This window comes from Saccharothrix sp. DSM 118769, from assembly GCF_052936295.1.
This window is the reverse complement of the sequence record NZ_CP193627.1, coordinates 6,931,296-6,955,496: the sequence shown is the minus strand read 5'-3', so window position 1 is coordinate 6,955,496 and position 24,201 is coordinate 6,931,296. Positions and strand designations below refer to the sequence as shown.

The 24,201-nt window shown below is 73.7% G+C and carries 14 protein-coding genes and 1 tRNA gene (1 of these 15 cut by a window edge); 9 read left to right on the top strand and 6 right to left on the bottom strand.

The annotated features are described in order from the left end of the window. Window positions 1-31 precede the first annotated feature (31 nt). The 3 genes from ACRAKJ_RS28765 to selB all read left to right on the top strand — a co-directional run bounded on the left by ACRAKJ_RS28765 (window position 32) and on the right by selB (window position 3,146). Window positions 32-126 (top strand) — tRNA-Sec (locus ACRAKJ_RS28765). A 27-nt stretch (window positions 127-153) separates the two neighbouring features. Next, the gene (selA, locus tag ACRAKJ_RS28760) at window positions 154-1,443 is read left to right on the top strand and encodes an L-seryl-tRNA(Sec) selenium transferase (protein ID WP_447008739.1); all 1,290 of its coding nucleotides are present in this window, start codon (window positions 154-156) and stop codon (window positions 1,441-1,443) included. Further along, window positions 1,434-3,146 carry a selenocysteine-specific translation elongation factor gene (selB, locus tag ACRAKJ_RS28755; protein WP_438926825.1) on the top strand — a complete coding sequence of 571 codons (1,713 nt, stop codon included), beginning with the start codon at window positions 1,434-1,436 and terminating at the stop codon, window positions 3,144-3,146. The genes selA and selB overlap by 10 nt, the downstream gene beginning before the upstream one ends. On the opposite strand, the gene nrfD is transcribed toward selB, so the two are convergent. From nrfD to ACRAKJ_RS28730, 5 genes are all read right to left on the bottom strand, one after another. Further along, a complete protein-coding gene (gene nrfD / locus ACRAKJ_RS28750) occupies window positions 3,096-4,091 on the bottom strand; it encodes an NrfD/PsrC family molybdoenzyme membrane anchor subunit (protein WP_438926826.1) in 996 nt (331 codons plus the stop codon). The two genes, selB and nrfD, sit on opposite strands and share 51 nt — an antisense overlap. After that, a complete protein-coding gene (locus ACRAKJ_RS28745; protein ID WP_438926827.1) occupies window positions 4,091-4,993 on the bottom strand; it encodes a 4Fe-4S dicluster domain-containing protein in 903 nt (300 codons plus the stop codon). The genes nrfD and ACRAKJ_RS28745 overlap by 1 nt, the downstream gene beginning before the upstream one ends. Continuing rightward, window positions 4,990-8,265 carry a formate dehydrogenase gene (gene fdh / locus ACRAKJ_RS28740; protein ID WP_447008738.1) on the bottom strand — a complete coding sequence of 1,092 codons (3,276 nt, stop codon included), beginning with the start codon at window positions 8,263-8,265 and terminating at the stop codon, window positions 4,990-4,992. Before fdh ends, ACRAKJ_RS28745 begins: the two co-directional genes overlap by 4 nt. A 63-nt stretch (window positions 8,266-8,328) precedes the next feature. Further along, window positions 8,329-8,520 (bottom strand): hypothetical protein, encoded by a 192-nt coding sequence (locus tag ACRAKJ_RS28735; RefSeq protein ID WP_447008737.1) that lies wholly within the window; start codon window positions 8,518-8,520, stop codon window positions 8,329-8,331. A 143-nt stretch (window positions 8,521-8,663) separates the two neighbouring features. Then, the gene (locus tag ACRAKJ_RS28730; RefSeq protein ID WP_438919041.1) at window positions 8,664-9,854 is read right to left on the bottom strand and encodes an FAD-dependent monooxygenase; all 1,191 of its coding nucleotides are present in this window, start codon (window positions 9,852-9,854) and stop codon (window positions 8,664-8,666) included. A 74-nt stretch (window positions 9,855-9,928) separates the two neighbouring features. On the opposite strand from ACRAKJ_RS28730, the gene ACRAKJ_RS28725 reads away from it, so the two are divergent. Further along, window positions 9,929-10,456 carry a MarR family transcriptional regulator gene (locus ACRAKJ_RS28725; RefSeq protein ID WP_438919042.1) on the top strand — a complete coding sequence of 176 codons (528 nt, stop codon included), beginning with the start codon at window positions 9,929-9,931 and terminating at the stop codon, window positions 10,454-10,456. A 117-nt stretch (window positions 10,457-10,573) separates the two neighbouring features. Here ACRAKJ_RS28725 and ACRAKJ_RS28720 read toward each other — a convergent pair whose 3' ends face one another. Further along, complete coding sequence (locus ACRAKJ_RS28720) at window positions 10,574-11,314, bottom strand: methyltransferase (protein WP_438919043.1); 741 nt, start codon at window positions 11,312-11,314, stop codon at window positions 10,574-10,576. Between the two features lie 1,092 nt (window positions 11,315-12,406). Between ACRAKJ_RS28720 and ACRAKJ_RS28715 the strand changes: the two genes are divergently transcribed. The 5 genes from ACRAKJ_RS28715 to ACRAKJ_RS28695 all read left to right on the top strand — a co-directional run. Beyond that, complete coding sequence (locus ACRAKJ_RS28715) at window positions 12,407-13,261, top strand: 3-hydroxyacyl-CoA dehydrogenase NAD-binding domain-containing protein (protein WP_438919044.1); 855 nt, start codon at window positions 12,407-12,409, stop codon at window positions 13,259-13,261. 47 nt (window positions 13,262-13,308) lie between these two features. Continuing rightward, window positions 13,309-14,334: an HAD-IIIC family phosphatase gene (locus ACRAKJ_RS28710; RefSeq protein ID WP_438919045.1), complete on the top strand. Its 1,026-nt coding sequence runs from the start codon at window positions 13,309-13,311 to the stop codon at window positions 14,332-14,334. Then, on the top strand, window positions 14,327-14,623 hold the full coding sequence (locus ACRAKJ_RS28705) for a phosphopantetheine-binding protein (protein WP_438919046.1): 297 nt from the start codon (window positions 14,327-14,329) through the stop codon (window positions 14,621-14,623). The genes ACRAKJ_RS28710 and ACRAKJ_RS28705 overlap by 8 nt, the downstream gene beginning before the upstream one ends. Further along, on the top strand, window positions 14,616-15,755 hold the full coding sequence (locus ACRAKJ_RS28700; protein ID WP_438919047.1) for an acyl-CoA dehydrogenase family protein: 1,140 nt from the start codon (window positions 14,616-14,618) through the stop codon (window positions 15,753-15,755). Before ACRAKJ_RS28705 ends, ACRAKJ_RS28700 begins: the two co-directional genes overlap by 8 nt. Window positions 15,756-15,845: 90 nt before the next feature. Beyond that, window positions 15,846-24,201, top strand: partial view of an amino acid adenylation domain-containing protein gene (locus ACRAKJ_RS28695; protein ID WP_438919048.1) — the 5' portion only. The gene runs 1,616 nt beyond the window's last position; 8,356 of the gene's 9,972 nt are visible here — the first part of the coding sequence; its start codon is at window positions 15,846-15,848; its stop codon lies beyond the right edge, outside the window.

Genomic DNA, 24,201 nt, shown 5'->3' with positions numbered 1-24,201 from the left:
GCGGGCCTGGCAGGATTGGGCGATGGCACGAGGAGGCGTACCCGGCCTGGTGGCCGGCGCGGTCTTCAACACCGTTGAGCGGCAGGACCTGTCGCTGGCGGGTTCGATTCCCGTCCGCCTCCGCCACGGCGGGGCCGAAGGGCCGGGGGACCGGTGACGGACCTCCGGCGCGCGGTCCCGCGCACCGACCTGGTGCTGGCCGACCCGAGGCTGGCCCCCGCCGTGGCGGAACTGGGCCGGTCCCTGGTCAAGGCCGCCGTGGTGCAGGCCCAGCAGCGGGTGCGCGAGGGGCTGGTCGCGCCGGCCGGCGTGGTCGACGACGTGCTCGCCGCGCTGCCCGCCCGCGCCTCGTCGCTGCGGCCCGTGCTCAACGCCACCGGCGTCGTCGTGCACACGAACCTCGGCCGCGCGCCGCTGTCCCGGGCCGCCGTCGCCGCGGTCGCCGACGCCGCGGGCTGCACGGACGTCGAGTTCGACCTGGCGACCGGCGCGCGGGCCCGGCGGGGGCGCGGCGCGCTGGCCGCCCTGGCCGCCGCCGTGCCGGACGCGGGCGACGTGCACGTGGTCAACAACAACGCCGCCGCGCTGCTGCTGTGCGCGCTGGCCCTGGCGCCGGGCCGCGAGATCGTGGTCAGCCGGGGCGAGCTGGTCGAGATCGGCGACGGCTTCCGCATCCCCGACCTGCTGGCCTCCACCGGCGCACGGCTGCGCGAGGTCGGCACCACCAACCGCACCCACCTGCGCGACTTCGCCGACGCGATCGGCCCGGACACCGGGTTCGTGCTGCGCGTGCACCCGTCGAACTTCCGCGTCACCGGCTTCACCAGCGCGCCGGACGTCGCCGAGCTGGCCGGCCTCGGCGTGCCGCTGGTCGTCGACATCGGCTCGGGCCTGCTCGCGCCGCACCCGCTGCTGCCCGGCGAACCGGACGCGGCGAGCGCGCTGCGGGCGGGCGCGGACCTCGTCACGGCGTCCGGGGACAAGCTGCTCGGCGGGCCGCAGGCGGGGCTCCTGCTCGGCGACGCCGACCTCGTGCACCGGCTGCGCCGCCACCCGGCGGCCCGCGCCCTGCGCGTGGACAAGCTGACCCTGGCCGCGCTGGAGGCCACCCTGCTCGGCCCGCCCGCCCCCGTGGCGGCGGCGCTGGACGCCGACCCGGCCGCGCTGCGCGCCCGGGCCGAGGACCTGGTCGCCGCCCTCGCCGCGGCCGGGCTGGACGCGCGGGCCGCGGCGAGCGCGGCGGCCGTCGGCGGTGGCGGCGCGCCCGGCGTGGAGCTGCCGAGCGCGGCGGTCAGCCTGCCGGAGCGCTACGCGGCGCGGCTGCGCGCCGGCCGGCCGCCGGTCGTGGGCCGGGTCGAGCGCGGCCGGTGCCTGCTGGACCTGCGCACCGTGGACCCCGCCGACGACGGCGCGCTGCGGGGAGCCGTGCTGCGATGCGGGTGATCGCCACCGCCGGGCACGTCGACCACGGCAAGTCCACGCTCATCCGGCTGCTGACCGGCATGGAACCCGACCGGTGGGCCGAGGAGCGCCGCCGCGGCCTGACCATCGACCTCGGCTTCGCCTGGACCACGCTGCCCGGCGGGCCGGTGGCGTTCGTCGACGTGCCCGGCCACGAGCGGTTCACCACCAACATGCTCGCGGGCGTCGGACCGGTGCCCGCCGCGATGCTCGTGGTCGCCGCCGACGAGGGTTGGATGCCGCAGTCCGCCGAGCACCTGGCCGCGCTCGACGGCCTGGACGTGCGGCACGGCCTGCTCGTCGTCACCCGCGCGGACCTGGCGGACCCGGCCACCGCCCTGGAGGAGGCCCGGCTGCACCTGGACGGCACGTCGCTGCGCGGCGTGCAGTCGGTGGTGGTCAGCGGGCGCACCGGCGAGGGCCTCGACGGGCTGCGCGCCGCGCTGGACGAGGTGGCCCGCGGCCTGCCCGAACCCGACCCGGCGGCCGACGTGCGGCTGTGGGTGGACCGGTCGTTCACCGTGCGCGGCGCGGGCACCGTCGTCACCGGCACCCTCGGCGCGGGCACCGTCGCGGTCGGCGACGAGCTGGAGCTCAACGGGCGGCGCGTGCCGGTGCGCGGCCTGCAGGCGCTGGGCGAACCGGTCGACCGGGTGGGCGGCGTGGCCCGCGTCGCGGTGAACCTGCGCGGCGTGGATCGCGACCGGGTGGGCCGCGGCGACGCGCTGCTCGCGCCCGGCGCGTGGCCGGTGGTGCGCGAGCTGGACGTGCGGCTGGGCGCGGCGGAGGTGCCCGCCCGGCTCGTGCTGCACGTGGGCTCGGCCGCCGTCCCGGCCCACGTGCGACCGCTGGGCCCGGGTACCGCGCGGCTGGTCCTGGCGCGCCCGCTGCCGCTGCGCGCCGGCGACCGCGGCCTGCTGCGCGACCCCGGCCTGCACCGGATCGCGGCCGGCGTGCTGGTGCTCGACGTGCGCCCGCCCGCGCTGACCCGCCGGGGCGCGGCGCGGCTGCGCGGCCTGGACCTGACCGGCGACGTGGCCGCCTCCCACCTGCGCCACCGCGGCCTGGTGACCGCGCGGGAGCTGCGCTCGCTCGGGTTCGGCGACGCGGGCGTGCCGGTGGGGGAGTGGCGCGCCGATCCCGACCACTGGGTCGAGCTGGTGCGCCGCGCGCCCGAGGCGGTCGCCGCGTGGCGGGCGGAGCAGCCGCTGGCCGCCGGGATGCCCACCGAGGTGCTGGCCCGCCGGCTCGACGTGCCGCACGAGCTGGTCGCGGCCGTCCTCGACCAGGCCGGGCTGCACGTGGTGGACGGCAAGGTGCCCACCGCCGCCGCGCTGCCCGCGCCGGTGGAGCGGGCGGTGGCCGCCGTGGAGGCCGACCTGGCGCGCGCGCCGTTCGCCGCGCCGGACGCGAACCGGCTCGCCGAGCTGGGGCTGGGCGCGCGGGAGCTGGCGGCGGCGGTGCGGGTGGGCAGGCTGGTGCGCGTCGCCGACGGCGTGGTGCTCGCACCCGACGCGCCGCAGCGGGCCGCCGCGGTCCTCGCCGGGCTCGACGGGCCGTTCACCACGAGCCGGGCCAAGGCCGCGCTGGGCACGACCCGCCGCGTGGCGGTGCCGCTGCTGGAGCTGCTCGACTCACTCGGCCTGACGCGCCGCCTCCCGGACGACACGCGCGTCGTCCTGTGACACCCGCTCCCGCTGGGGCACCACGACGTACTTGGGGTCCCGGGTGGACGCCACGCCGGCCTCGAACACGCCGAACCGCTGCAACGCGCTGCCCGCCAGCAGCGCCAGCCCGGACAGCACCGCCACCGCCCGGCCGCCCCGCCCGCCCAGCGCCCCGCCCCGCCCGCCCAGCGCCGCGCCCAGCACGCCGCCCGCGGTGAGGACCTCCGACCAGCGCCGCAGCCGGTGCGCCCGGCCCGTCGCGTACGCCTCGCGCACCAGGCCCAGCCGCCGCTCCAGCACCCGCGACGCGACCAGTTCGCCGACACCGCCGAGCACGGCGAACGCCCGCGCCGGACCGGCCTCGGCCACCGGCGCGAACACCATGCCCAGCCCGCCCGAGGCCGCCGCGGCGGACCCGGTGAACACGAACGGCAGGTGCGGGTGCGCCTCGTTCCACGCGGGCACGGCCGTCTGCGACAGCAGCACCGCCGTGTAGGAGGCGATGGCGGGCGCGACCACCGCCGACGACACCGCGGCCGGCCGCGCGGCCCGCTTGAGCAGCCGCGACCACCACCAGCGGCCGGGGAGCACCTCCGCCGCCGCGGCCGCGGCCACCCCCGGGCCGTAGGCGACGAGCGCCCACGTGCCCACGCTCATCGGCGACGTCGGCTTGGCCACCCGCAGCATGTGCAGGAACCGCTCCGGGCGACCCAGGTCCGCGACCAGGAACACCATGCCCGCGCCCAGCGACACCAGCGCACCCAGCCGTCCCGCGCGCCGCAGCGCGGCCCGCCCGGTCAGGTCCGCGCCCACCGCGAGCAGCGTCGAGCCGGCCGACACCCCGCCCGCGAACAGGTACGCGGGCACCGGCCACTCCCACGCGGGCGTCTGGAGCACCTGGCGGCCGTGGTACGAGCGGAAGTCCGCCCCCGGCACCACCTGGTCGTCGCGGCGGCGGCCCATCAGCGGCCCCCGGCGAACGCGACCACCGCGGCGGCGGCGAACGCGACCGCCGCCAGGCCCGCGCGCTTCCACATCGCCGCCAGGTCGCGCGTCGGCACCACGGGGTCCGGCGGCAGGCCGTACACCTCCGGCTCGTCCAGCAGCAGGAAGAACGCCCCGGTGCCGCCGACCCCGTCGCCCGGGTCCGCGCCGTAGAGCCGCGCGCCCTCCTCGCCGCGTTCGCGCAGGGTCTCCACGCGGGCGGCGGCGCGTTCGCGCAGCACGTCCAGCTCGCCGAACTGGATGGAGTCGGTGGGGCACGCCTTGGCGCACGCCGGTTCCTCACCCACCTTGAGCCGGTCGTAGCACAGGGTGCACTTCTGGGCCCGCCCGTCGCCCTCGCGGCGCTGGATCACCCCGTACGGGCAACCGGACACGCAGTAGCCGCACCCGTTGCAGATGTCCTGCTGCACCACGACCGTGCCGAACTCGGTGCGGAACAGCGCCCCGGTCGGGCACACGTCCAGGCAGCCCGCGTGCGTGCAGTGCTTGCACACGTCGGACGCCATCAGCCAGCGGAAGTCCGTGCGGGCCGCCGGGTCGGTCGAGGTGCCCGGCCGGTCGAACGACGGCATCCCCAGGTCCTGCGCGGCCGGCCCCGGCGGCGCGGGCCGCTGCTGCTCGACGAACGCCACGTGCCGCCACGCGTCCGCGCCGAGGTGCCCGGTGTTGTCGAACGACATGCCCAGCAGGTCGAAGCCGGAGGCGGGGACGTGGTTCCACTCCTTGCAGGCCACCTCGCACGCCTTGCAGCCGATGCACACCGACGTGTCGGTGAAGAACCCGACGCGCGGCGGGTGGTCGACGTACCCGGCCTCGCCCGCCACGTCGTGCAGCGGCCCGTGGAAGCTGTTCCCGGTCACGGCTCCTCCTCGGTGTGCGCGGGTCCTCCGGTGAGCACGTGCGTGCCGGTCTCGGCGGTGATCCCGGCGCGCCGCCGGTACCCCGCCAGGTACTCCAGCAGCGCCGGTCCGCGCGGGCGACGACCCGGTCGCACGTCACAGGTGGCGACCTTGGTCTCCTGGATGAACACGTTCGGGTCGACCACCACGCCGAACAGGTCGTTGGCCGAGTCGCCGGTGACCAGGCCGGTGGCGCCCCAGTGGTAGGGCAGCCACACCTGGTGCACCAGGCGGTCGTGCACGCGCAGCGGCGACATCCGGTCGGTGACCACCACGCGCGCCTCCACCGCCGCCCGGCTGGTGACCACGTGCGCCCAGCCCAGGTGCTCCAGGCCGCGCTCGCGGGCCAACCGCGGCGAGACCTCGACGAACAGCTCGGGTTGCAGCTCCGCCAGGTGCGGCACGGTCCGGCTCATGCCGCCCGCCGTGTGGTGCTCGGTGAGCCGCGCGGTGGTCAGCACGAACGGGAACACCTCGCCGTGCGCCTCGGGCGGCGACGGGTTCGACGGGTTGTCCGCCCGGCCGTAGACCTTGCGGGTCGGGTTGGCCTGCTGCCGGTAGACCGGGTTGGGCACCGGCGACTCGTGTGGCTCGTAGTGGGTGGGCAGCGGCCCGTCGGCCAGGCCGCTCGGCGCGAACAGCCAGCCCTTGCCGTCCGCCTGCATGACGAACGGGTCGTCGCCGTGCAGCGCCTCCGGTCCCACCGCGCCCGGGGGCGGCCGGTGGCCCGGCGGCTTGGTGCGCTCGAAGTCCGGCACGTCGTGGCCGGTCCACTCGCCCCGGTCGGCGTCCCACCAGACCAGCGCCTTGCGCTCGCTCCACGGCCGGCCGTCCGGGTCGGCGGAGGCCCGGTTGTAGAGCACGCGGCGGTTCATCGGCCACGCCCAGCCCCACTCGGTGGCGTAGAGGTCCTGCTCCTGGCCCGGTTTGCGGCGGGCGGCCTGGTTGACGCCGTCCGCGTAGACGCCGCTGTAGATCCAGCAGCCCGCCGCCGTGCTGCCGTCCGCCTTCAGCTCGGTGTAGCCGTTCACCGGTCGGCCGGTGGTCAGGTCCAGGCCGTTGACCCGGCGCAGCACGTCGTCCGCCTGCGGCTCGTCGCCTACCACGGCGTAGTCCCACCACAGGTCCAGCAGCGGCCGGTCGCGCTCGTCGGTGGACCCCGCGAGCCGCTCCCGCAGCATCCGGCCCAGGTGGTAGAAGAACCACAGCTCGGAGCGCTGGTCGTCCTTCGGCTCCACGGCCTTCTCGCGCCACTGGAGCATCCGCTGGGTCTGGGTGAACGTGCCCTCCTTCTCCACGTGCGACGCGGCGGGGAAGAAGAACACCTCCGTGCGGCACTCCTCGGGCACGATCTCGCCGGTCTCGACCTCGGGGGAGTCCTTCCAGAAGCTCGCCGACTCGATCATGGTCAGGTCGCGCACGACCAGCCAGTCCAGGTTCGCCATGCCGAGCCGCTGGAGCTTCCCGTGCGCCGAGCCGACCGCCGGGTTCTGGCCGAGCAGGAAGTAGCCGGACACCTTGCCGTCGACCATGTCCATGACCGTGCGGTACGTGCCGTGGTCGCCGGTGACGCGGGGCAGGTAGTCGAAGCAGTAGTCGTTGTCGGCGGTGGCCTTGTCGCCCCAGTACTCCTTGAGCAGCGACACGGTGTACGCGTCGGCGTCGTGCCAGAAGCCCTTCTGGTGCTCGGCCCGGATGTCGTCGACGTAGGCCGCCAGGTCGGTGTGCTCGGGCGTGGGCATCGGCAGGTAGCCGGGCAGCAGGTTGAACAGCGTCGGGATGTCGGTGGAGCCCTGGATGCTCGCGTGCCCGCGCAGCGCGAACACGCCGCCGCCGGGCCGGCCGATGTTGCCCAGCAGCAGCTGGACGATCGCCCCCGCGCGGATGCACTGCGCGCCCGTGCTGTGCTGGGTCCAGCCGACGCTGTAGACCAGCGCGCCGGTCCGCTCGCGGCCGGAGTTCGCCGTCCACGCGTCGCAGACGGCCCGGAACAGCTCCTCGGACACGCCGCACACGCGCGCCACCATCTCCGGCGTGTAGCGGGCGTAGTGCCGCTTGAGCACCTGGTAGACGCACCGGGGGTGCTCCAGGGTCGGGTCGGCGGCGATCCGGCCGCTGCCGCCCTCGACCTTCGGCCCGCCCGAGCCGTGCTGGTACGGCGTGGACCGCTCCTTCGCGCCCGCGCCGCGGTGCTGCTCGGCGGACTCGTCCTCGTCCACCGTCTCGTACTGCCACGACGTCGGGTCGTACGAGGCGGTCCCCGGGTCGTAGCCGCTGAACAGCCCGTCGAGGTCCTCGGTGTCCCGGAAGTCCTCGCTCACCAGGAACGAGGCGTTCGTGTAGGGCACCACGTACTCGCGGAAGTCCAGCCCGTTGCTCAGGACGTGGTTGATCACCCCGCCCAGGAACGCGATGTCGGTGCCCGCGCGCAGCGGCACGTGGGCGTCCGCGTGGGCACTGGTGCGGGTGAACCGCGGGTCGACGTGCAGGACCTTCGCGCCGCGCTCCTTGGCCTCCATCACCCACTGGAACCCCACCGGGTGCGCCTCGGCCATGTTGGAGCCCATGATGACGATGACGTCGGAGTTGATCAGGTCCTGCTGGTAGTCCGTCGCGCCGCCGCGACCGAAGGAGGCCCCCAGACCGGGAACCGTGGCGGAGTGTCAAATGCGGGCCTGGTTCTCGATCTGGAGCGCGCCGAGCGCGGTGAACAACTTCTTGATGAGGTAGTTCTCCTCGTTGTCCAGCGTCGCGCCGCCCAGGCTGGCGAAACCGAGGGTGCGGCGCACGCGCGCGCCGTTCTCGTCGACGTCCTGCCAGCCCTTGGCGCGGGCGTCGAGCACCCGGTCGACCACCATCCGCATGGCCGTGCCGAGGTCCAGCTCCTCCCAGTCGGTGCCGTGCGGCGGGCGGTGGAGCACCTTCCGCGCGCGCTGCGGGCCGGTGACCAGTTGCGTGCTGGCCGACCCCTTCGGGCACAGCCGGCCGCGCGAGATCGGGCTGTCCGGGTCGCCCTCGACCTGGAGCACCTCGTCGTCGGCGACGTACACCCGCTGGCCGCAGCCGACGGCGCAGAACGGGCAGACCGACCTGGCCACGCGGTCGGCGCCGGCGGTGCGCGCCACCAGGCCGGCGGACCGGGGCGACTGCGCGGCCTCGCCCCGCCCGAGCGGGTCCTCGCCGGTGAGCTGCCGGAACACCGGCCACCCCGCAAGCCACTGCCGTGCTCCCACGCCCACCTCCCTCCCGGGTCGGCTTTCATGGTCACACCGCGCGGCGCGCGCCGCACCCCGGGCTCAGCGGGTCCGCCCGCGGTGCGGCGCGTCGTGCTGCCACAGGGCGGCCAGCACGGTGAAGACGAGGGTGCACAGCACGGCCGGCAGCACGACCACCGCGCCGCCGTACGCGACGCCCACCCCGACGAGGAGGCCGGACAGCGCGGTGCAGACCACGGCGACGGTGAAGCGCCTGCTGTATCGAGGTCCCATGGGCCCAGGCTCCTCGCGCCGGGCCGGGGCCACGACCGCTGAACAGGCGTCGCGGGCGGTGGTCCCGGACCGTCGGCCCGCGACCACCAGGCCCGGACCGTCGGGCCCCGACCACCAGGCCCTGACCACCAGGCCCGGACCGGTCAGGCCCCGGCCGGTGCGATGCGCGGCAGCGCGCGGTCGGTGGCGGCGACCCGGCCGATCCTCGCGGTGAGGGACGCCGGCGGCGGTGAGGTGAGGGCCTTGGCGACCAGGTCGCGCAGCGCCAGGCCGAACCGGGTCCGCGGGAAGGCGACGCGCTCCAGGCCGCGCGGGAGCCGCTGGACGTCGTCGACGAGGGGGCGCATCCACTCCTCGTACGCGGTGAGCGCGCTCCCGGGGTGCTCGGCGGTGGACAGGCACGCGGCCAGGACGTACCCGCTGACGAGGGCCAGCGACGCGCCGCCGCCGCCCAGCGGGGTGACGCACCAGGCCGCGTCCCCCGCGACGCACACCCGCCCGCGGTGCCAGGTGGGCATGCGGACCTGGGTGAGGCGGTCGACGTAGACGTCGTCGGAGGTGCCGAAGGCGTCGAGGACGCGGGGCGCCTCCCAGCCGGCGTCGGCGTAGCGGTCGCGGAGCCGGGCGAGGGTGTCCGCGCGGTCGAGGTCCACGAGGTCGTCGCCGCGCGCGTGGGCGAGGATGGCGCGGGTGGTGCCGTGGTTGTCCGGCCGGAGGTGGACCTGCCGCCCGCCCACGGCGTTGTACCACCGCCACCGGTCGTCGTCGCCCGGCGTGCGCGGGATCGTGCCGAACACCATGGTGATCCCGAGTTCGCGGCGGTCGACCGCGTCGCCGAACAGCCGGTCGCGGGTCGCGGAGCGGACGCCCTCGGCGATGACGAGCAGGTCGGCGCGCAGGGTGCGGCCCGACGCCGTGGTCACGGTGACCGCGTCGGCGTCCTTGTCGACCTCGGCGACGGTGTCGCCGTAGAGGACCTCGACCCCCGCGGGCAGGTGTTCGAGGATGGTGCGGGCGAGGTCGCCGCGCAGGACCTCGAACTCGGCGGTCGCGCCGTCCGGGCCGTCGGACGGCAGCTCCGCGACCACGCCGCCCGAGCCGTCGACCAGGACCGTGCCGGTCTCGGTGGTGTTCTGCGCCCTCACCGCCTCGGTCAGCCCCATCAGGTCGAGCACCTCGCGGGCGACGCCCCGCAGGTCGACGTTCTGCCCGCCGTCGCGGAACGCCGCCGCGCGTTCGAGCAGGGTGACGTCCCACCCGGTGCGCCGCAGCCAGTGGGCGGCCGAGAGGCCGGCGATGTTCGCGCCGGAAACCACCGCGTGCGGTGTGGTCATGCCCTGCTCCGGTGTGATCGCACGACCGGATGCCGTGCTTTACGGTGAAGCTACTTCGCGGTGAAGGGGTGTGCGTGACAGAGGTCGACCCGCTGACGTTCGACTGGCCGGCGGACCGGGTGGAGGTGGTGCACCGCCTGCGCGACCTGGTGGTCGGCCTGGAGGGGCTGACGAGGCACCTCGCGACCTGGCTGCGGCTGCCGGTCTCCGACGCCAACGCCCTGAGCCACGTCATCTGGGCGGCCGAGGCGGGCGCGCCGCTGTCGCCCGCCCGGCTCTCCCGGCGGATCGGCATGACCTCGGGCTCGACGACGGTGCTGCTGAACCGGCTCGAAACCGCCGGTCACGTCCACCGCAGCCGCGAGAGCGCCGACCGCCGCCGGGTCACCCTGCGCCCCGACCCGGCGGCGCGCGAACGGGTGCGCGGGTTCCTCGCCTTCGCGGGGACCGAGGTCGCGGCGACCCTCCGCGCCGCCGACCCCGACGAGCTGCGCGTCGTCATCGCCTTCCTGGCCGGGCTCACCGAGGCCGCCGGCCGGGCGAACGAACGCCTCGCCCGGGACGCCGCCGGGGGGCGGGAGGGGCGGACCGGGGTCGGGTGACGCTGCCGGCCTCCCCGGCCGGGTACCTGTCCGCACCCGCCGGGGACGCCGGCGCACGCCCCGGGAGGGGCCGTGGCCGCCGCACTCCGAAGTGGACGGTCGCCGCACGGGGTCCGGTCAGATCAGCTGGAACTCGTAGATCGACGACTCGATGTGGACCATGCCGTGCTCGTCCGCGGCGGCGGCGATGGCCGGGGTCCAGCCGATCAGCGAGCCGGGGATCTCGATCCGGTTCGAGTGGTGCTTCCGCACGGCGAAGCCCATCCGCACGGCGAGGGCCACGATCGACTTCGGGTCGCCCATCGTGTCGCTCGTGTTCATGAAGATGCGCGCGCCCTCGGCGAGGTGCGGCTTCACCTCGTGGAAGAACCGCTGGTGGAGGGCGTACCCCGGGTCGAACACCGACCGCTCGATCAGCCGGTCGTAGGTGCGGTCCACGCGTGCCCGGACCAGGGGCGGGTTGGAGACGACCAGGTCGAACACGTCCGTCGGCCCGAACTCGTGGAACAGGTCGCTCGTCAGCGCCTCCACCTCGTGCTCGACGCCGTGGGCCTTGGCGTTCAGCTCGGTGTTGGCGACGGCGGCCGGGCTGATGTCGGCCGCGACGACGCGCCGGCACCCGCTCCGGGCGGCCACCACGCTCGTCACGCCGGCGCCGCACCCGATTTCGAGGAACCGCGTGCCGGGGCCGAACGGCAGGGCGGAGGTGAACACCTCGGTCGCCGGGTCGGGCGGCCACACCTCGGGCAGGACGGTCCAGTCCAAACCCATGAGCTGTTTCGTGCCGCCGACCTTCAGGAGGTCGTCGGCCTGGGCGACGAGCCACTCGCCGACGTCTTCGGCAAACGTTCTGTCCACGGTTGTCCCCTGGTGGTCGGGAGTTTCGCCGAGGCGAATCGGCGGACGACGAATCCAGTGCCGGGCACGCCCGGGCCGCGCGCAGAACCCGCATTGCCCCCATCGGCTTCCCGGCATGTTAGACGGTGCCCCCGGAAGCGACAAGGGTACGTTCGACCCCGTCCCCGGAACGGATTTACAGCGGTTTCCGAGATGTCCCGGTCCACGCCTGCGGAACAGGTCTCCAGGAACCGGCAGACCTGCGAAACGAGTGATCCTCGTAATTTGTCGGGGAATCTTCGCGAAATGAGACGGTGGCCCTCCGATGCGGTACCACGTAGTGACCGCAGTCGCTTTCGGCTGTACTGGGGGGACCGTCTGGGAGCGGTTCCATCGGTCTTGCCTTAACTTCACGCGAAATTTCCGTCAAATTTTCGGGCACCCCGTGCGGTGCCGGGCGCGGGACGGCCGAAAACGCGCCGTGCGGAGCGCTTCGCGCTCATCTGCGCAGGTCGCATCGCTGTGAGGTGCCCTGGCGGCGAGGGTGGTCGACGGGCTGTCGGGTTCGCGGGAATGTCCCGCGGCGTGCTGGTTCGCCGATGCGCGCGGGCGGTACTCCCCCTCGCGCGCGATCCTCGTCGGGGTCGGAGGCGGCAATACCCGACGCCGGCGACCGGGGTCGATGCATCGTGGTGATCGGCTGCGAAGCGTTATCCGCCCCGCTTCCCGGTAAGTGCGGAAATGTCCGGCCGTGCACGGTCAGCGAGCACTCGACTACCTGCTGTAGCTTCGGTGAAACCTTTACGCTTCTGCGGCGTTCTGTGTATTGTCCCTCGCACGGAAGGTGCGAACCGGACGTAGCGCGCAAACGGCGTAGTGAAAGCCTCTTCTCGGGCGACAGTGGCCAGTAGGGGTTGACCTCGCACGGTTCGGGCACGCTGCGCCCGATTTTTCGGGTGGCCGCACCCGAAGAACGGTGAAATCGGCGCGAAGCCCGTTCCCGACGTTGTGCCGGCTTTGGCATGTCGTCGGTGGGTGACGTGCGCGAAAAGAATGTGCGGGACGTTCGCGCGCTTTGCGCGCACCATTCGTTACACGCGGGGGCGGCTGGGGATGGCAGTAGTAGGGGTCGTGGGCGCGGGTGTGATGGGCAAGGACGTGGCCATCACCTGCGCCGCCAACGGTTACGACGTCGTCCTGTCCGACCACGACCCCGAGGTGCTGGCCGCGGCGCCCCGCGAGGTCCGCGGGCTCGTCCGGCAGTTCCGGATGATGTCCCCGACCACGGCCTCGTGGAAGGCCGACGAGGTCCTCGGCCGCATCCGCTTCAGCGCGGACCTGGGCGACCTCGCCGGGGCGGACTGGATCGTCGAGAACATCGTCGAGGACCTCGCCGCGAAGGAGCGGCTGTACCTCGAACTCCGCGACGTCTGCGGCGAGGACGCGAAGATCGCCGCGAACACGAGCTGCATCTCCATCACCAAGCTCGCCGCGTGCACGGCACGGCCCGCCGACGTCGTGGGCATCCACTTCATGAACCCCGTGCCGCTGCTCGGGTGCGCGGAGGTCGTGCGCGGCTTCCACACCTCCGACGACACGGTCAAGCGGGCGGAGGAGTTCGTCGGCTCGCTGGGCAAGCAGTCCATCGTGGTCAACGACGCGCCCGGGTTCGTGTCCAACAGGTTGTCGCACCTCTTCATGAACGAGGCGGCCTTCCTGGTGCACGACGGCGTCGCCGAGCCCGAGCAGGTCGACGCGATCTTCAAGCTCGGCTACGGGCACAAGATGGGGCCGCTGGAGACGGCCGACCTCATCGGGCTCGACACCGTCGTCAACTCCCTGAACGTGCTCTACGAGGAGTTCCAGGACAGCAAGTTCCGGTGCTGCCCGACGCTGAAGAAGATGGTCGCCGCCGGTCTGCTCGGCCGGAAGAGCGGCCAGGGGTTCTACACGTACTCGAAGCGCTGACCCACGAGAACGGCAGCGGCAGCGAACACCCTGGGGGACGTCGATTCATGAAGATGGTCAAGTGCGTCGTGTGGGACCTCGACGACACGCTGTGGCACGGCACCCTGTCGGCGGGCGACGACCTCGTCCCGCGCGACGGCGTCGTGGACCTGGTCAAGACCCTGGACGCCCGCGGCATCCTCCAGTCGGTCGCCAGCAAGAACAACCACGACGACGCGATGCGCGAGCTGGAGGCGCTGGGCCTCGCCGAGTACTTCCTGTACCCGCAGATCAACTGGAACAGCAAGTCCAGCTCCGTCGCCGCGATCCGCGAGAAGCTCAACATCGGCATCGACACGATCATGTTCGTGGACGACCAGCCGTTCGAGCGCGACGAGGTCGCCTTCGCCCACCCCGAGGTCGAGACGGTCGACTCGGCGCTGCTGGCCACCCTGCTCTCCATGCCGCGCCTCAGCCCCGGGGTGGTGACCGCCGACGCGAGCCGCCGCCGGCTCATGTACCTGGAGGACCGGGCGCGCCGGGAGGCCGAGCTGGACCACCGGGGCGCCGCGGACGAGTTCCTGGCCGGCCTGGGCATGGTCTTCACCGTCTCCCGGGCGAAGGACGACGACCTGCTGCGGCTCGAAGAGCTGACCGAGCGCACCAACCAGCTGAACTCCACCGGCATCCAGTACTCGCACGAGCAGCTCGACGAACTCGTGCGCAGCGCCGACCACGACCTGTGGGTGTGCGAGCTGACCGACCGCTACGGCTCCTACGGCAAGATCGGCATGGCGCTGGTGGAGAAGCAGGACGACCGCTGGACGATCAACCTCCTGCTCATGTCCTGCCGCACGGTGTCCAAGGGCGTGGGCACGGTCCTGCTGTCCTTCCTGGTCAAGCGGGCGGCCGAGGACGGCAAGCGCCTGTTCGCCCGCTTCCGCCGCACGGACCGCAACCGCCAGATGCTGGTGACCTACCAGCTGGCGAACTTCCGCGTGGTGAGCAGCGAGGGCAGCGACCACCTGTACGAGAACGACCTCGCGGTGCGCCAGGAGTACCCCGAGTACATCAAGGTCGAGATCGATGCGTGACGAGGCGGTGGTGAACATGGCAGACGTCACGGTGGCGGACGCCGCGGCCAACATCCGGGCCTACCTGCGGGAGAACATGACCGCGTTCAAGGACGTCGAGCTCCACGACGACGACGACATCTTCGAGCGGGGGTTCTTCACGTCGCTGTTCGCCATGCAGCTCCTGCACCACGTCGAGTCGACGTTCGACGTGGAGGTGCCCGACGACTACATCGTGCTGCGGAACTTCAGCTCGGTCCGCCGCCTCGCGGACATGGTCGCCGACCTGAAGAGCCCGTCGGGTGGGTGACGTCGACCGGTCCGACGTCCTCGCGAGGGCCAGGTCGTTCGCGGACACCGAGCTGGCGCCCAGGGCCGCCGCGTTCGACCGCGACGAGCACCTGCCGCCCGACGTCGTGAAGAGGATGGCGGACGAGGGGTTCCTCGGCGCGTCGATCCCCGAGAAGTGGGGCGGCCTCGGCCTGGACCCGCTGGAGTACGGGGAACTCACCGAGGTGATCGGCAAGGCGTGCGCCTCCACGCGGGCGCTGCTGACCGTGCACACGTCCATCGTGGCCGGGACGCTGGTGGAGCTGGCGTCGAAGCGGCTCAAGGAGAAGTACCTCCCGGCGCTCGCGCGCGGCGAGAGGATCGCCTGCTTCGCGCTGTCCGAGGAGGACGCCGGGTCCGACGCCGCCGCGGTGGCCACGACCTACACCAGGAAGGGCGACGCGTTCGTCCTCAACGGGCGGAAGAAGTGGACCTCGTTCGCCGGGATCGCCGACCTGTTCCTGGTGATCGCCTCCGACGACGGCGTCACGAGCGCGTTCGTCGTGGAGCGGGACGCGCCGGGCGTGGACACCCGACCGATGTCGGGGTTCCTGGGCAACCGGGCGACGCACATCGCGGAGGTCGTCCTCACCGACGTCGAGGTGCCGGCGGAGAACCTCGTCGCGGGCATCGGCGCGGGCTTCGGCTTCGTGGTGAACACGGCGCTGCTGCACGGTCGGTACAGCATCGCGTGGGCGGGGGTCGCGCTGGCCCAGGCGGCGCTGGAGGAGATGTGCTCCTACGCCACGCGCCGCGAGCAGTTCGGCGTCAAGATCGGCACGCAGCAGTTGGTGCAGAAGATGGTCGCGGACGCCGTCACGAACGTCGCCGCGGCCAGGGAGCTGTGCCGGCGCGCGGGCCGCTTCCTGGCGGCGCGCAGCGCCGACGCGGCGATGGAGACCAACATCGCGAAGTACTTCTCGTCCACGATCGCCCAGCGCGCGACGTCGGACGCGGTCCAGGTGCTCGGCGGGAACGGGTGCTGGTCGGGTTTCCCGGCGGAACGCCTGTTCCGGGAGGCGAAGATCCTCGAGGTCATCGAGGGCACCTCCCAGTTGCAGCAGGTCATGATCGCCGACTTCGGCTACAAGAAGCACGCCAGGAAGAACTAGGGCAATGAACCGTGTCAGGTCCCGCGCGTCGCGAGCACCCCGGAGGTCGTCATGGCAGGCATCCCGCGTGACCGGGGTGGTGAGGTGGCGATGACGATCCCGCTGATCCTGGGCGCGCCGGGCGAACGGGCGCTGCGCGACGTCGCCGGGCGGCTGCGCGACCTCGTCGCCGGCGGCGCCGACCCCGAGGACGTGGCCCGCACGCTCGCGACCCGACCGCCGCACGCGCACCGCGCGGTGCTGCTGGGCCGCGGCGACGACCTCGCCGGAGCGCTGGACCTGCTCGCCCTGGGACGGCCCGGCCCGCACGTGGTCGAGGGGACGGCCGTGGAGGTGACGCGCCCCGCGTTCGTCTTCCCGGGCCAGGGCGCGATCTGGCCGGGCATGGCCGCCGAGCTGCTCGACTCCTCGCCGGTGTTCGCCCGGCGGATCGGCGACTGCGCCGACGCCCTGGCCCCGCACGTGGACTGGTCGCTGGTCGACGTGCTGAGGTCGGGGGCGACGGACCTGTACGACCGGACGGACGTCGTGCAGCCGGTGCTGTTCTCGATCATGGTGGCGCTCACCGAGCTGTGGCGCTCGCACGGCGTCCGGCCGCACGCCGTGGTGGGGCACAGCATCGGCGAGGCCGCCGCGGCCTTCGTGTCCGGCGCGCTGTCGCTGGACGACGCCGCGAAGACGGCCGTGCTGTGGAGCCGCGCGCAGTCGGTGCTGGCCGGCCGTGGCGGCATGGCCGTGGTGGCGCTGCCGGTGCACGAGGTGACCTCGTGGTTCGCCGAGCACGGCCACGACGTCGACGTCTCGGGCGTGATGGCGCCGCGCACGGTGGTCGTCTCCGGCGACGGCGACGTGCTCGCGCTCGCCGCCGAGCAGCTGCGCGCCGCGGGCGTGTACGCCCACGTGACGTCCGTGCCCCTGGCCGCCCACTCGCCGCGGGTCGAGGAGGTGCGCGACGCGGTGCTGACCTCGCTCGCGTCGATCACCCCGCGCGCGTCGGAGGTCCCGTTCTACTCCGGCATGACCGGCGCGGCGTTCGACACCGCCGGGCTGGACGCCGAGTACTGGTACCGCAACCTGCGCCGGCCGATGCTCTTCGAGAGCGCGACCAGGGCCCTGCTGGCCGACGGCTACCAGGCGATGGTCGAGGTCAGCGTGCACCCGGTGCTGACCCTGGCGATGCGGCAGACCGCGGAGGCGCTGGGCTCGGCGGTGCCGGTGCTGAACTCCCTGCGCCGCGACGAGCAGCACCTGGACCACTTCCTCACCTCGCTCGCCGAGGCGCACGTGCGGGGCCTGGCGGTGGACTGGGAGCCGGTGCTCGCCGGGCGCGGCCGGGTGGTCGACCTGCCCGACCTGGACGCGCCCACCGCGGCCGGCCCCGGGGCGGGCACCTCGCCGACCCGGCCCGCCGCCGACGGCGCCCCGCTGGCGGAGCTGGTGTCCCAGCACGTCGCGGAGGTGCTGGGGATCGGCACCGAGCTGCGGCAGGACGACTACGCCAGGAGCCTGTTCGAGCTGGGCTGCACGTCGGTGCAGCTGATCAAGCTCCAGAGCGGCCTGGCGCGCGAGCTGGGCGTCTCGCTGGAGAGCACGTTCATCATCGACCACCCCACCGCGGACGCGCTCACCACCGAGCTGACCCGGCGCGTCGGCGAGGACCGCGCGCCGGCCGCCGCGCGCCCCGACCCGGCGCCGGTGGCCGCGTTCTCCACCGAACCCCTCGCCGTGGTGGGCCTGGCGTTCCGGCTCCCCGGCGGCATCAGCACCGAGGACCAGCTCTGGGAGACCCTGAGCGGCAAGGTCGACGTGGTGCGGGAGGTGCCCGCCGACCGGTGGTCGCACAGCGACCTCGACACCGGCGAGGTGACCACCACCCAGGGCGGCTACCTCGACCAGGTGGACGGCTTCGACCCGCTGTTCTTCGGCATCTCGCCCACCGAGGCCGAGTCGATCGACCCCCAGCAGCGGCTGCTGCTGGAGCTGACGTGGGAAGCCCTCGAAGACGCGGGGATGGACCCGACCGCGGCGGGGCGCGACCGGCGCGTCGGCGTGTTCGTCGGCATCTACACCAACGACTACGTGCAGGTCGGGAAGAACCTCGGGCACCCGGCCGAGCGGTACAGCTACACCGGCAACATGGCCAACTCGGCGGCCGGCCGGATCTCCTACACCTACGGCTTCGAAGGCCCCAGCCAGGCGATCGACGCGGCCTGCGCGTCCTCGCTGTACGCGCTGCACCAGGCCGGCCGGGAGCTGCGGCAGGGCGGCTGCGACGTGGTCGTCGCCGCGGCGGTGAACCTGATCCTCAGCCCGGAGGGCCACGTGTCGTGGTCGCGGTTGCAGGCGCTGTCCCCGACCGGCCGGTGCCGCAGCTTCGACGACGGCGCCGACGGCTACATCCGCAGCGAGGGCGGCACGGTCGTCGTCCTCAAGCGCCTGTCGGACGCCGAGCGCGACGGCGACGACGTGCTGGCCGTGATCAGCGGCTCGGCGGTCAACCACAACGGCCAGGGCGGCGGGTTCACCGTGCCGAGCGGCACCGCGCAGCAGCGCGTGGTCGAGGCCGCGATGGCCGAGGCCGGGGTCGGCATCGAGGACGTCTCCTACGTCGAGGCGCACGGCTCGGGCACGCCGATCGGCGACCCGCAGGAGGTCAACGCCCTGGCGCGGGTCTTCGCGGGCAGGCGCGGCAAGCTGCGCGTCGGCAGCGTCAAGTCCAACCTCGGGCACCTGGAGTCCGCGGCGGGCATGGCGGCGTTGTGCAAGGTGATCGTGTCCATGCGGCACGGCAGGCTCCCGGCCACGCTGCACTTCCGCGAGGGCAACCGGCTGATCGACTGGGACGCCGTCCCGATCGAGGTGGTGGCCGAGGAGGTCCCGTGGGAGCCGGTCGGCGGCCTGCGCCGCGCCGGGATCAGCTCCTTCGGCATCAGCGGCAGCAACGCCCACATGATCGTGGAGGAGTACCGGCCGAAGCCGAAGCCCGCGCGGCCGACGCCCGGCCCGGCCCGCCTGCTGCCCGTCTCGGCGAAGTCGGACGCGGCGCTGCGCACCGCCCTGCGCAACCTGGCCGCGTGGAGCGGGGGCACGACCGCCGACCTCGCCGACGTCGCCCACACGCTGGGGGAGCGGCGCGCGGCCCTGCGGCACCGGGCGGCGCTGGTCTGCGACTCCGTCGCGGGCATCCCGGCCGCGGTCGAGGCCGCGCTCGGCTCCCTCCCGGCCCGCGACCGGGCGGGCGAGGGCCAGGTGTTCGTGTTCTCCGGCCAGGGCACGCAGTACCCGGGCATGGCGCGCGAGCTGTACGAGCACGCCGAGGTCTTCCGGGACGAGCTGGACGAGATCGACCGGGTGTTCCGCCGGATCGGCGACGTCTCCCCGGTCGAGGCGATGTTCGGCGACGACGAGGAGCCGTTCCGGTCGCCCCTCCACACCCAGGCGATGATCTTCGCGGTCGAACTGGCCCTCGCCCGGTACTGGCGGTCGCTCGGCGTCACGCCCTCGGCCGTGATCGGCCACAGCGTCGGCGAGTACGCGGCGGCCTGCTTCGCGTCGGTCATGACCCTCACCCAGGCGGTCGACCTGGTGACGCGCCGCGCGCGCGTCGTGAACGCCTCCTCCGCGGACGGCTCCATGGCGACGCTGCTGTGCTCGCGGGAGCGGGCGGAGCAGCTGCTGGCCGACCACCCGGACGTCTCCGTCGCCGCGGTGAACGCGGCCGAGAACACCACCGTCGCCGGTGCCGCCGAGAGCCTGGCGGCGGTGCTCAGGGCCGCGCGCAAGCAGCGGGTCTTCACCGAGCGGCTGGACGTCTCGCACCCGTACCACTCCGCGCTGATGGCGCAGGCGGCGGACGACCTGCACGAGCAGGTCCGCCACCACGTGTTCGACCCGCCCGCCCTGCCGTGGATCTCGGCGGTGACCGGCGAGGTCGTCCCGGCGGACTCGCCGATCGACGCGTCGTACTGGAGCCGGCACCTGGTCGAGCCCGTCCTGTTCCGGGCGGCCGTCGGCACCGCGGTCGACCTGGGCGCGCGCGTCTTCGTCGAGATCGGCGCCACGGCCACGGTCGGCGGCCTGATCGCCCAGGAGTTCGGCGACGACGCCGTCGTCCTCCCGAGCCTGCGCAAGGGGCGCTCCGACACCCGGCAGCTGCTGGAGAGCGCGGGCGCGCTGTGGGAGCTGGGCCGGTCGCTGGAGTGGGGCCGGCTCCCCGGCGGGTCCGGCGACCTCGTCCGCGACCTGCCGCGCACCCCGTTCGACCGGCGGCGGACCTGGTACTCCGACCGCGGCGCGGTGGGCGGCGCGGGGGGCGGCGCGGTGACGCGGCCCGTCGTCGCCGAGCCGGAGGCCGCCCCGGTCGGGCGCGTGGTCGACCGGGACACGCGCGCGGACGACCGGGACGCGGTCGTCGCGTTCGTCAAGCAGTGCATCGGCCAGGTCACCGGTGTCGCCGTCGACGCGATCGACGAGTCCGTCCAGCTGTTCGCGCTGGGCATCGACTCCCTGATGCTCGTCCAGCTCGGCAAGCGCGTCGAGACCGAGTACGCCGTCGACATCCCGATCAAGGCGTTCTTCGAGTCCCTCTACACGCCCGGCCTGCTGGCCGACTTCGTCCTGGAGCACCGACCCGCCGAACTCGCCCCGCAGGCCCCGCCCGCGCCCGCCGCCACGCCGACGCCGTCACCGCGGGCTTACGCACCCGGAACGACCGTCGCGCCCGGGACCGCCCCCGCGCCCGGGACCGCCCCCGCGCCGCCACCCGGCGTCGAGGACATCGTCCGCTCGCAGCTGGAGATCATGCGGCAGCAGCTGACCCTGCTGTCGGGCGGCACGACGGGCACGCCGGTCGTCGCGGAGCCCCCGGTCGCGCCGGGCAAGGGGAAGCGCCGCGCGACCCCGGCCCGCAAGGTCGGCACGCACACCAACGACATCGAGCTGACCGATGACCGGCTCACCGACGAGCAGGGCGCGTTCATCCGCGACTTCGTGGCGCGGTTCACCGCGAAGACCCCGACCTCCAAGGCGTACGCCGGCGAGCACCGCGAGGTGCTGGCGGACTGGATCGCCTCGCTCAACTTCAACCCCAGCATCAAGGAGACCGTCTACCCCGTCGTGTCGGCCCGGTCGCGCGGGGCGGAGTTCTGGGACGTGGACGGCAACCGGTACGTCGACACCGCGATGGGCTACGGCGTCCACTTCTTCGGCCACCAGCCCGACTTCATCGTCGACGCCGTGCGCGACCAGCTCGACCGCGGTTACGAGCTGGGCCCGCAGAACCGGGTGGCGGGCGAGGTCGCGGAGCTGGTCCACGAGATGACCGGCGCCGAGCGGGTCGCCTTCTGCAACACCGGCACCGAGGCCGTGATGGTGTCGGTGCGCCTGGCGCGGGCCGTGAGCGGCCGGGACAAGGTGGCACGCTTCCTCACCTCCTTCCACGGCAGCTACGACGCCGTGCTCGCGGAGGCCGACGGCGAGGACAGCATCCCCACCTCGATCGGCATCCCGCAGTCGGCGGTGGACGACACGATGGTGCTCACCTACGGCAGCGCCGAGTCGCTGGAGCGCATCCGGCGCCACGGTGCCGAGCTGGCCGCCGTGCTCGTCGAGCCCGTCCAGTCGCGCAACCCCACGCTCCAGCCCACCGGGTTCCTGCGGGAGCTGCGGGAGATCTGCACGGAGCACGGCATCGCGCTGATCTTCGACGAGATGATCGTCGGGTTCCGGATCGCGCTGGGCGGCGCGCAGGAGCACTTCGGCGTCGAGTCGGACATGTCGCTGTACGGCAAGCTCGTCGGCGGCGGGATGCCGATCGGCATCATCGCCGGCAAGGGCAAGTACCTCGACGCCGTGGACGGCGGCGCGTGGTCGGACGTGGACGACTCCAAGCCCGCCGTGCCCACGACGTTCTTCGCCGGGACGTTCTGCAAGCACCCCTTGACGATGGCCGCCTGCAAGGCCGCGCTGTCCTACCTGCGGGAGCACGGCGCCGAGCGGCTCGCGGCCGTCAACCGGCTCACGGCGGACTTCGCGCGGCGCGTGAACGACTACTTCGAGGCGGAGGAAGTGCCGCTGAAGGTGTCGCACTTCGCGTCGCTCTACAAGTACGAGACGGTCGTGCCGCGCGACATGGCGCACATGTCGCTGACGCTGAACCTGTTCTTCAAGCTCATGGTGTTCCACGGCGTCTACGTGTGGGAGCGCAGGACCGCCTACTTCTCCCTGGCGCACACGCGGGAGCACCAGGACCGCATCTTCGAGGTCATCCGCACCAGCGTCGAGGCGCTGCGCGCCGGCGGGTTCGACTTCCGGCGGTCGACGTCGACCGCGCCGCGCGGCCTGCCGCCCGGCGCACAGCGGGGCACCGCCCCCGAACCGCTCGACGACACCGCCGTGTCGGAGCAGGAGAAGCGGGTCTACGTGCTGTCGCGGATGCGCGGCGGCAACGAGGCGTACCAGATCCTGACCGGCCTGCGCTTCGACGGCCCGCTCGACCCGGAGCGGGTCGCCGGGGCGTTCCGGGCCATCGCGCGCAAGCACCCGAAGCTGCGCGGCCACTACGAGATCGACGCGACCGGCGTCAAGGCGCGCGTCGCGCCGGACGTCACCCCGGAGTTCCACGTCTTCGACCACCGGCGCGACCCGGGGCTGCGGACCGAGGACGTCGTCGCGGTGATGAACCGGCCGTTCGACCTGGCGCGCCCGCCGCTGTGGCGCTGCGGGATCGTCGTCGACGCCGACGGCACCCACCACCTGGTGATCTCGCTGCACCACATCGTCGCCGACGGCGCGTCGATCGACATCGTCCTCGGCGACCTCGCCGACCACCTCGCGCGCGGGGAGCTGGCGGACGTGCGGTCCGACGGCTACCCGGAGTTCGTGCGGGCGCAGGCGCGGTCCGCCGGCTCGCCCTCGTACGAGGAGCACCGGCGGTGGTGGCTGCGCGAGTTCGAGACCGTCCCGCCGCCGCTGGGCCTCCCGACCGACTCGCCGCACCCGCCGGTGAACGACTTCGCCGGGACGCACCACCACTTCCGGGTCGACGACGAGCTGCACCGGGCCGCCCAGGCGGTGATCGAGCGGTACCGCACCACGCCGTTCATCTTCCACCTGTCGCTGTGGTCGGTGCTGCTGGCCAACGCCGCGGGCTCCGCCGACCTGTGCGTCGGCGTCCCCCTCGACCAGCGCATCATCGGTTCGTTCGAGGGCACCGTGGGTATGTTCGCCCAGTCGCTGCCGCTGCGCGTCCGCCCGACCGGTGACACCCGCTTCCCGGACCTGCTCCGGGCGGTGCGCGACACCAGCCTCGCGGCGGTGGACCACTCGGCGTACTCCTACGAGACCCTGGTCCAGGAGCTGGACCTCGACCGGGACTTCGGGCGCAACGCCCTGTTCGACGTGATGTTCACCTTCACCAACGCCCGCGACCGCGTGCACCGGTTCGGCGACGTCGTGGGCACGTCCGAGGACGTCGCCGTGCCGCGCTCGATGTTCGCGCTCTCCCTGGAGCTGACCGAGCGCGACGGCGGCCTGTTCGGCGACCTGAACTTCTCCGCCGTCTACGGCGAGCGGCGGATGACCGAGCTGGTCGAGCAGTACGCGGAGCTGCTCGCCCGGGTCGTGCGCGAGCCGGACCGGACGGTCGAGGAGCTGTCCCGGTTGGACGACGAGAGCAGGAACCGGCTGCTGCGGTGGGGCACCGGGCCGGTCGTCGCGGACGTGCCGCCGCTCGCCGAGGTGCTCGGCACGGCGCTGCGCGACCACGCGGGACGACCCGCGATCCGCTTCGGCGGCGAGGACGTCACCTACGCCGAGCTGGCCGACCGGGTGGAGCGGTGCGCCGGCCTGTTGCGCGCGCACGGCCTCGGCGCGGGCGACCTGGTGGGGCTCCTGCTGCCGCCGACGCCCGACCTGGTGGTGTCGATGCTGGCGGTCAACCGCATCGGCGCCGCGTGGCTCCCCATGGACGTGGGCGACCCGGCGAAGCGGCTGCGGCTGGTCATCGACACCGCGGCCCCGGCGAAGGTCGTCTGCACCGCGGAGTCGGCCGCCGCCGCGGACCTCGGCGACCGCGCGCTGGTGCTGCGGCAGGACGACCCGCTCGACGGTGGCGCGACCGGCGCGACGCCGGCCGGGCCGGACGACCTCGCGTACGTCATCTTCACGTCCGGTTCGACCGGGACGCCGAAGGGCGTCACGGTGACGAACGGGTCGCTGGCGAACTTCCTCGCCGGGATGCCCGAGGCGCTCGGGTGGGCCGAGCACAAGGTGGTGGGCTGCCTCACCACCCCGTCCTTCGACATCTTCCTGCTGGAGACGCTGCTGACCCTCGCGACGGGCGGCACCGTCGTGGTGGCGGCCGGGTCGGAGGTCCGCACCCCCGCCGAGATCGCGGAGTTCGTCACGGCCAACGGTGTCGAGTACCTCCAGGTGACGCCGACCCGGC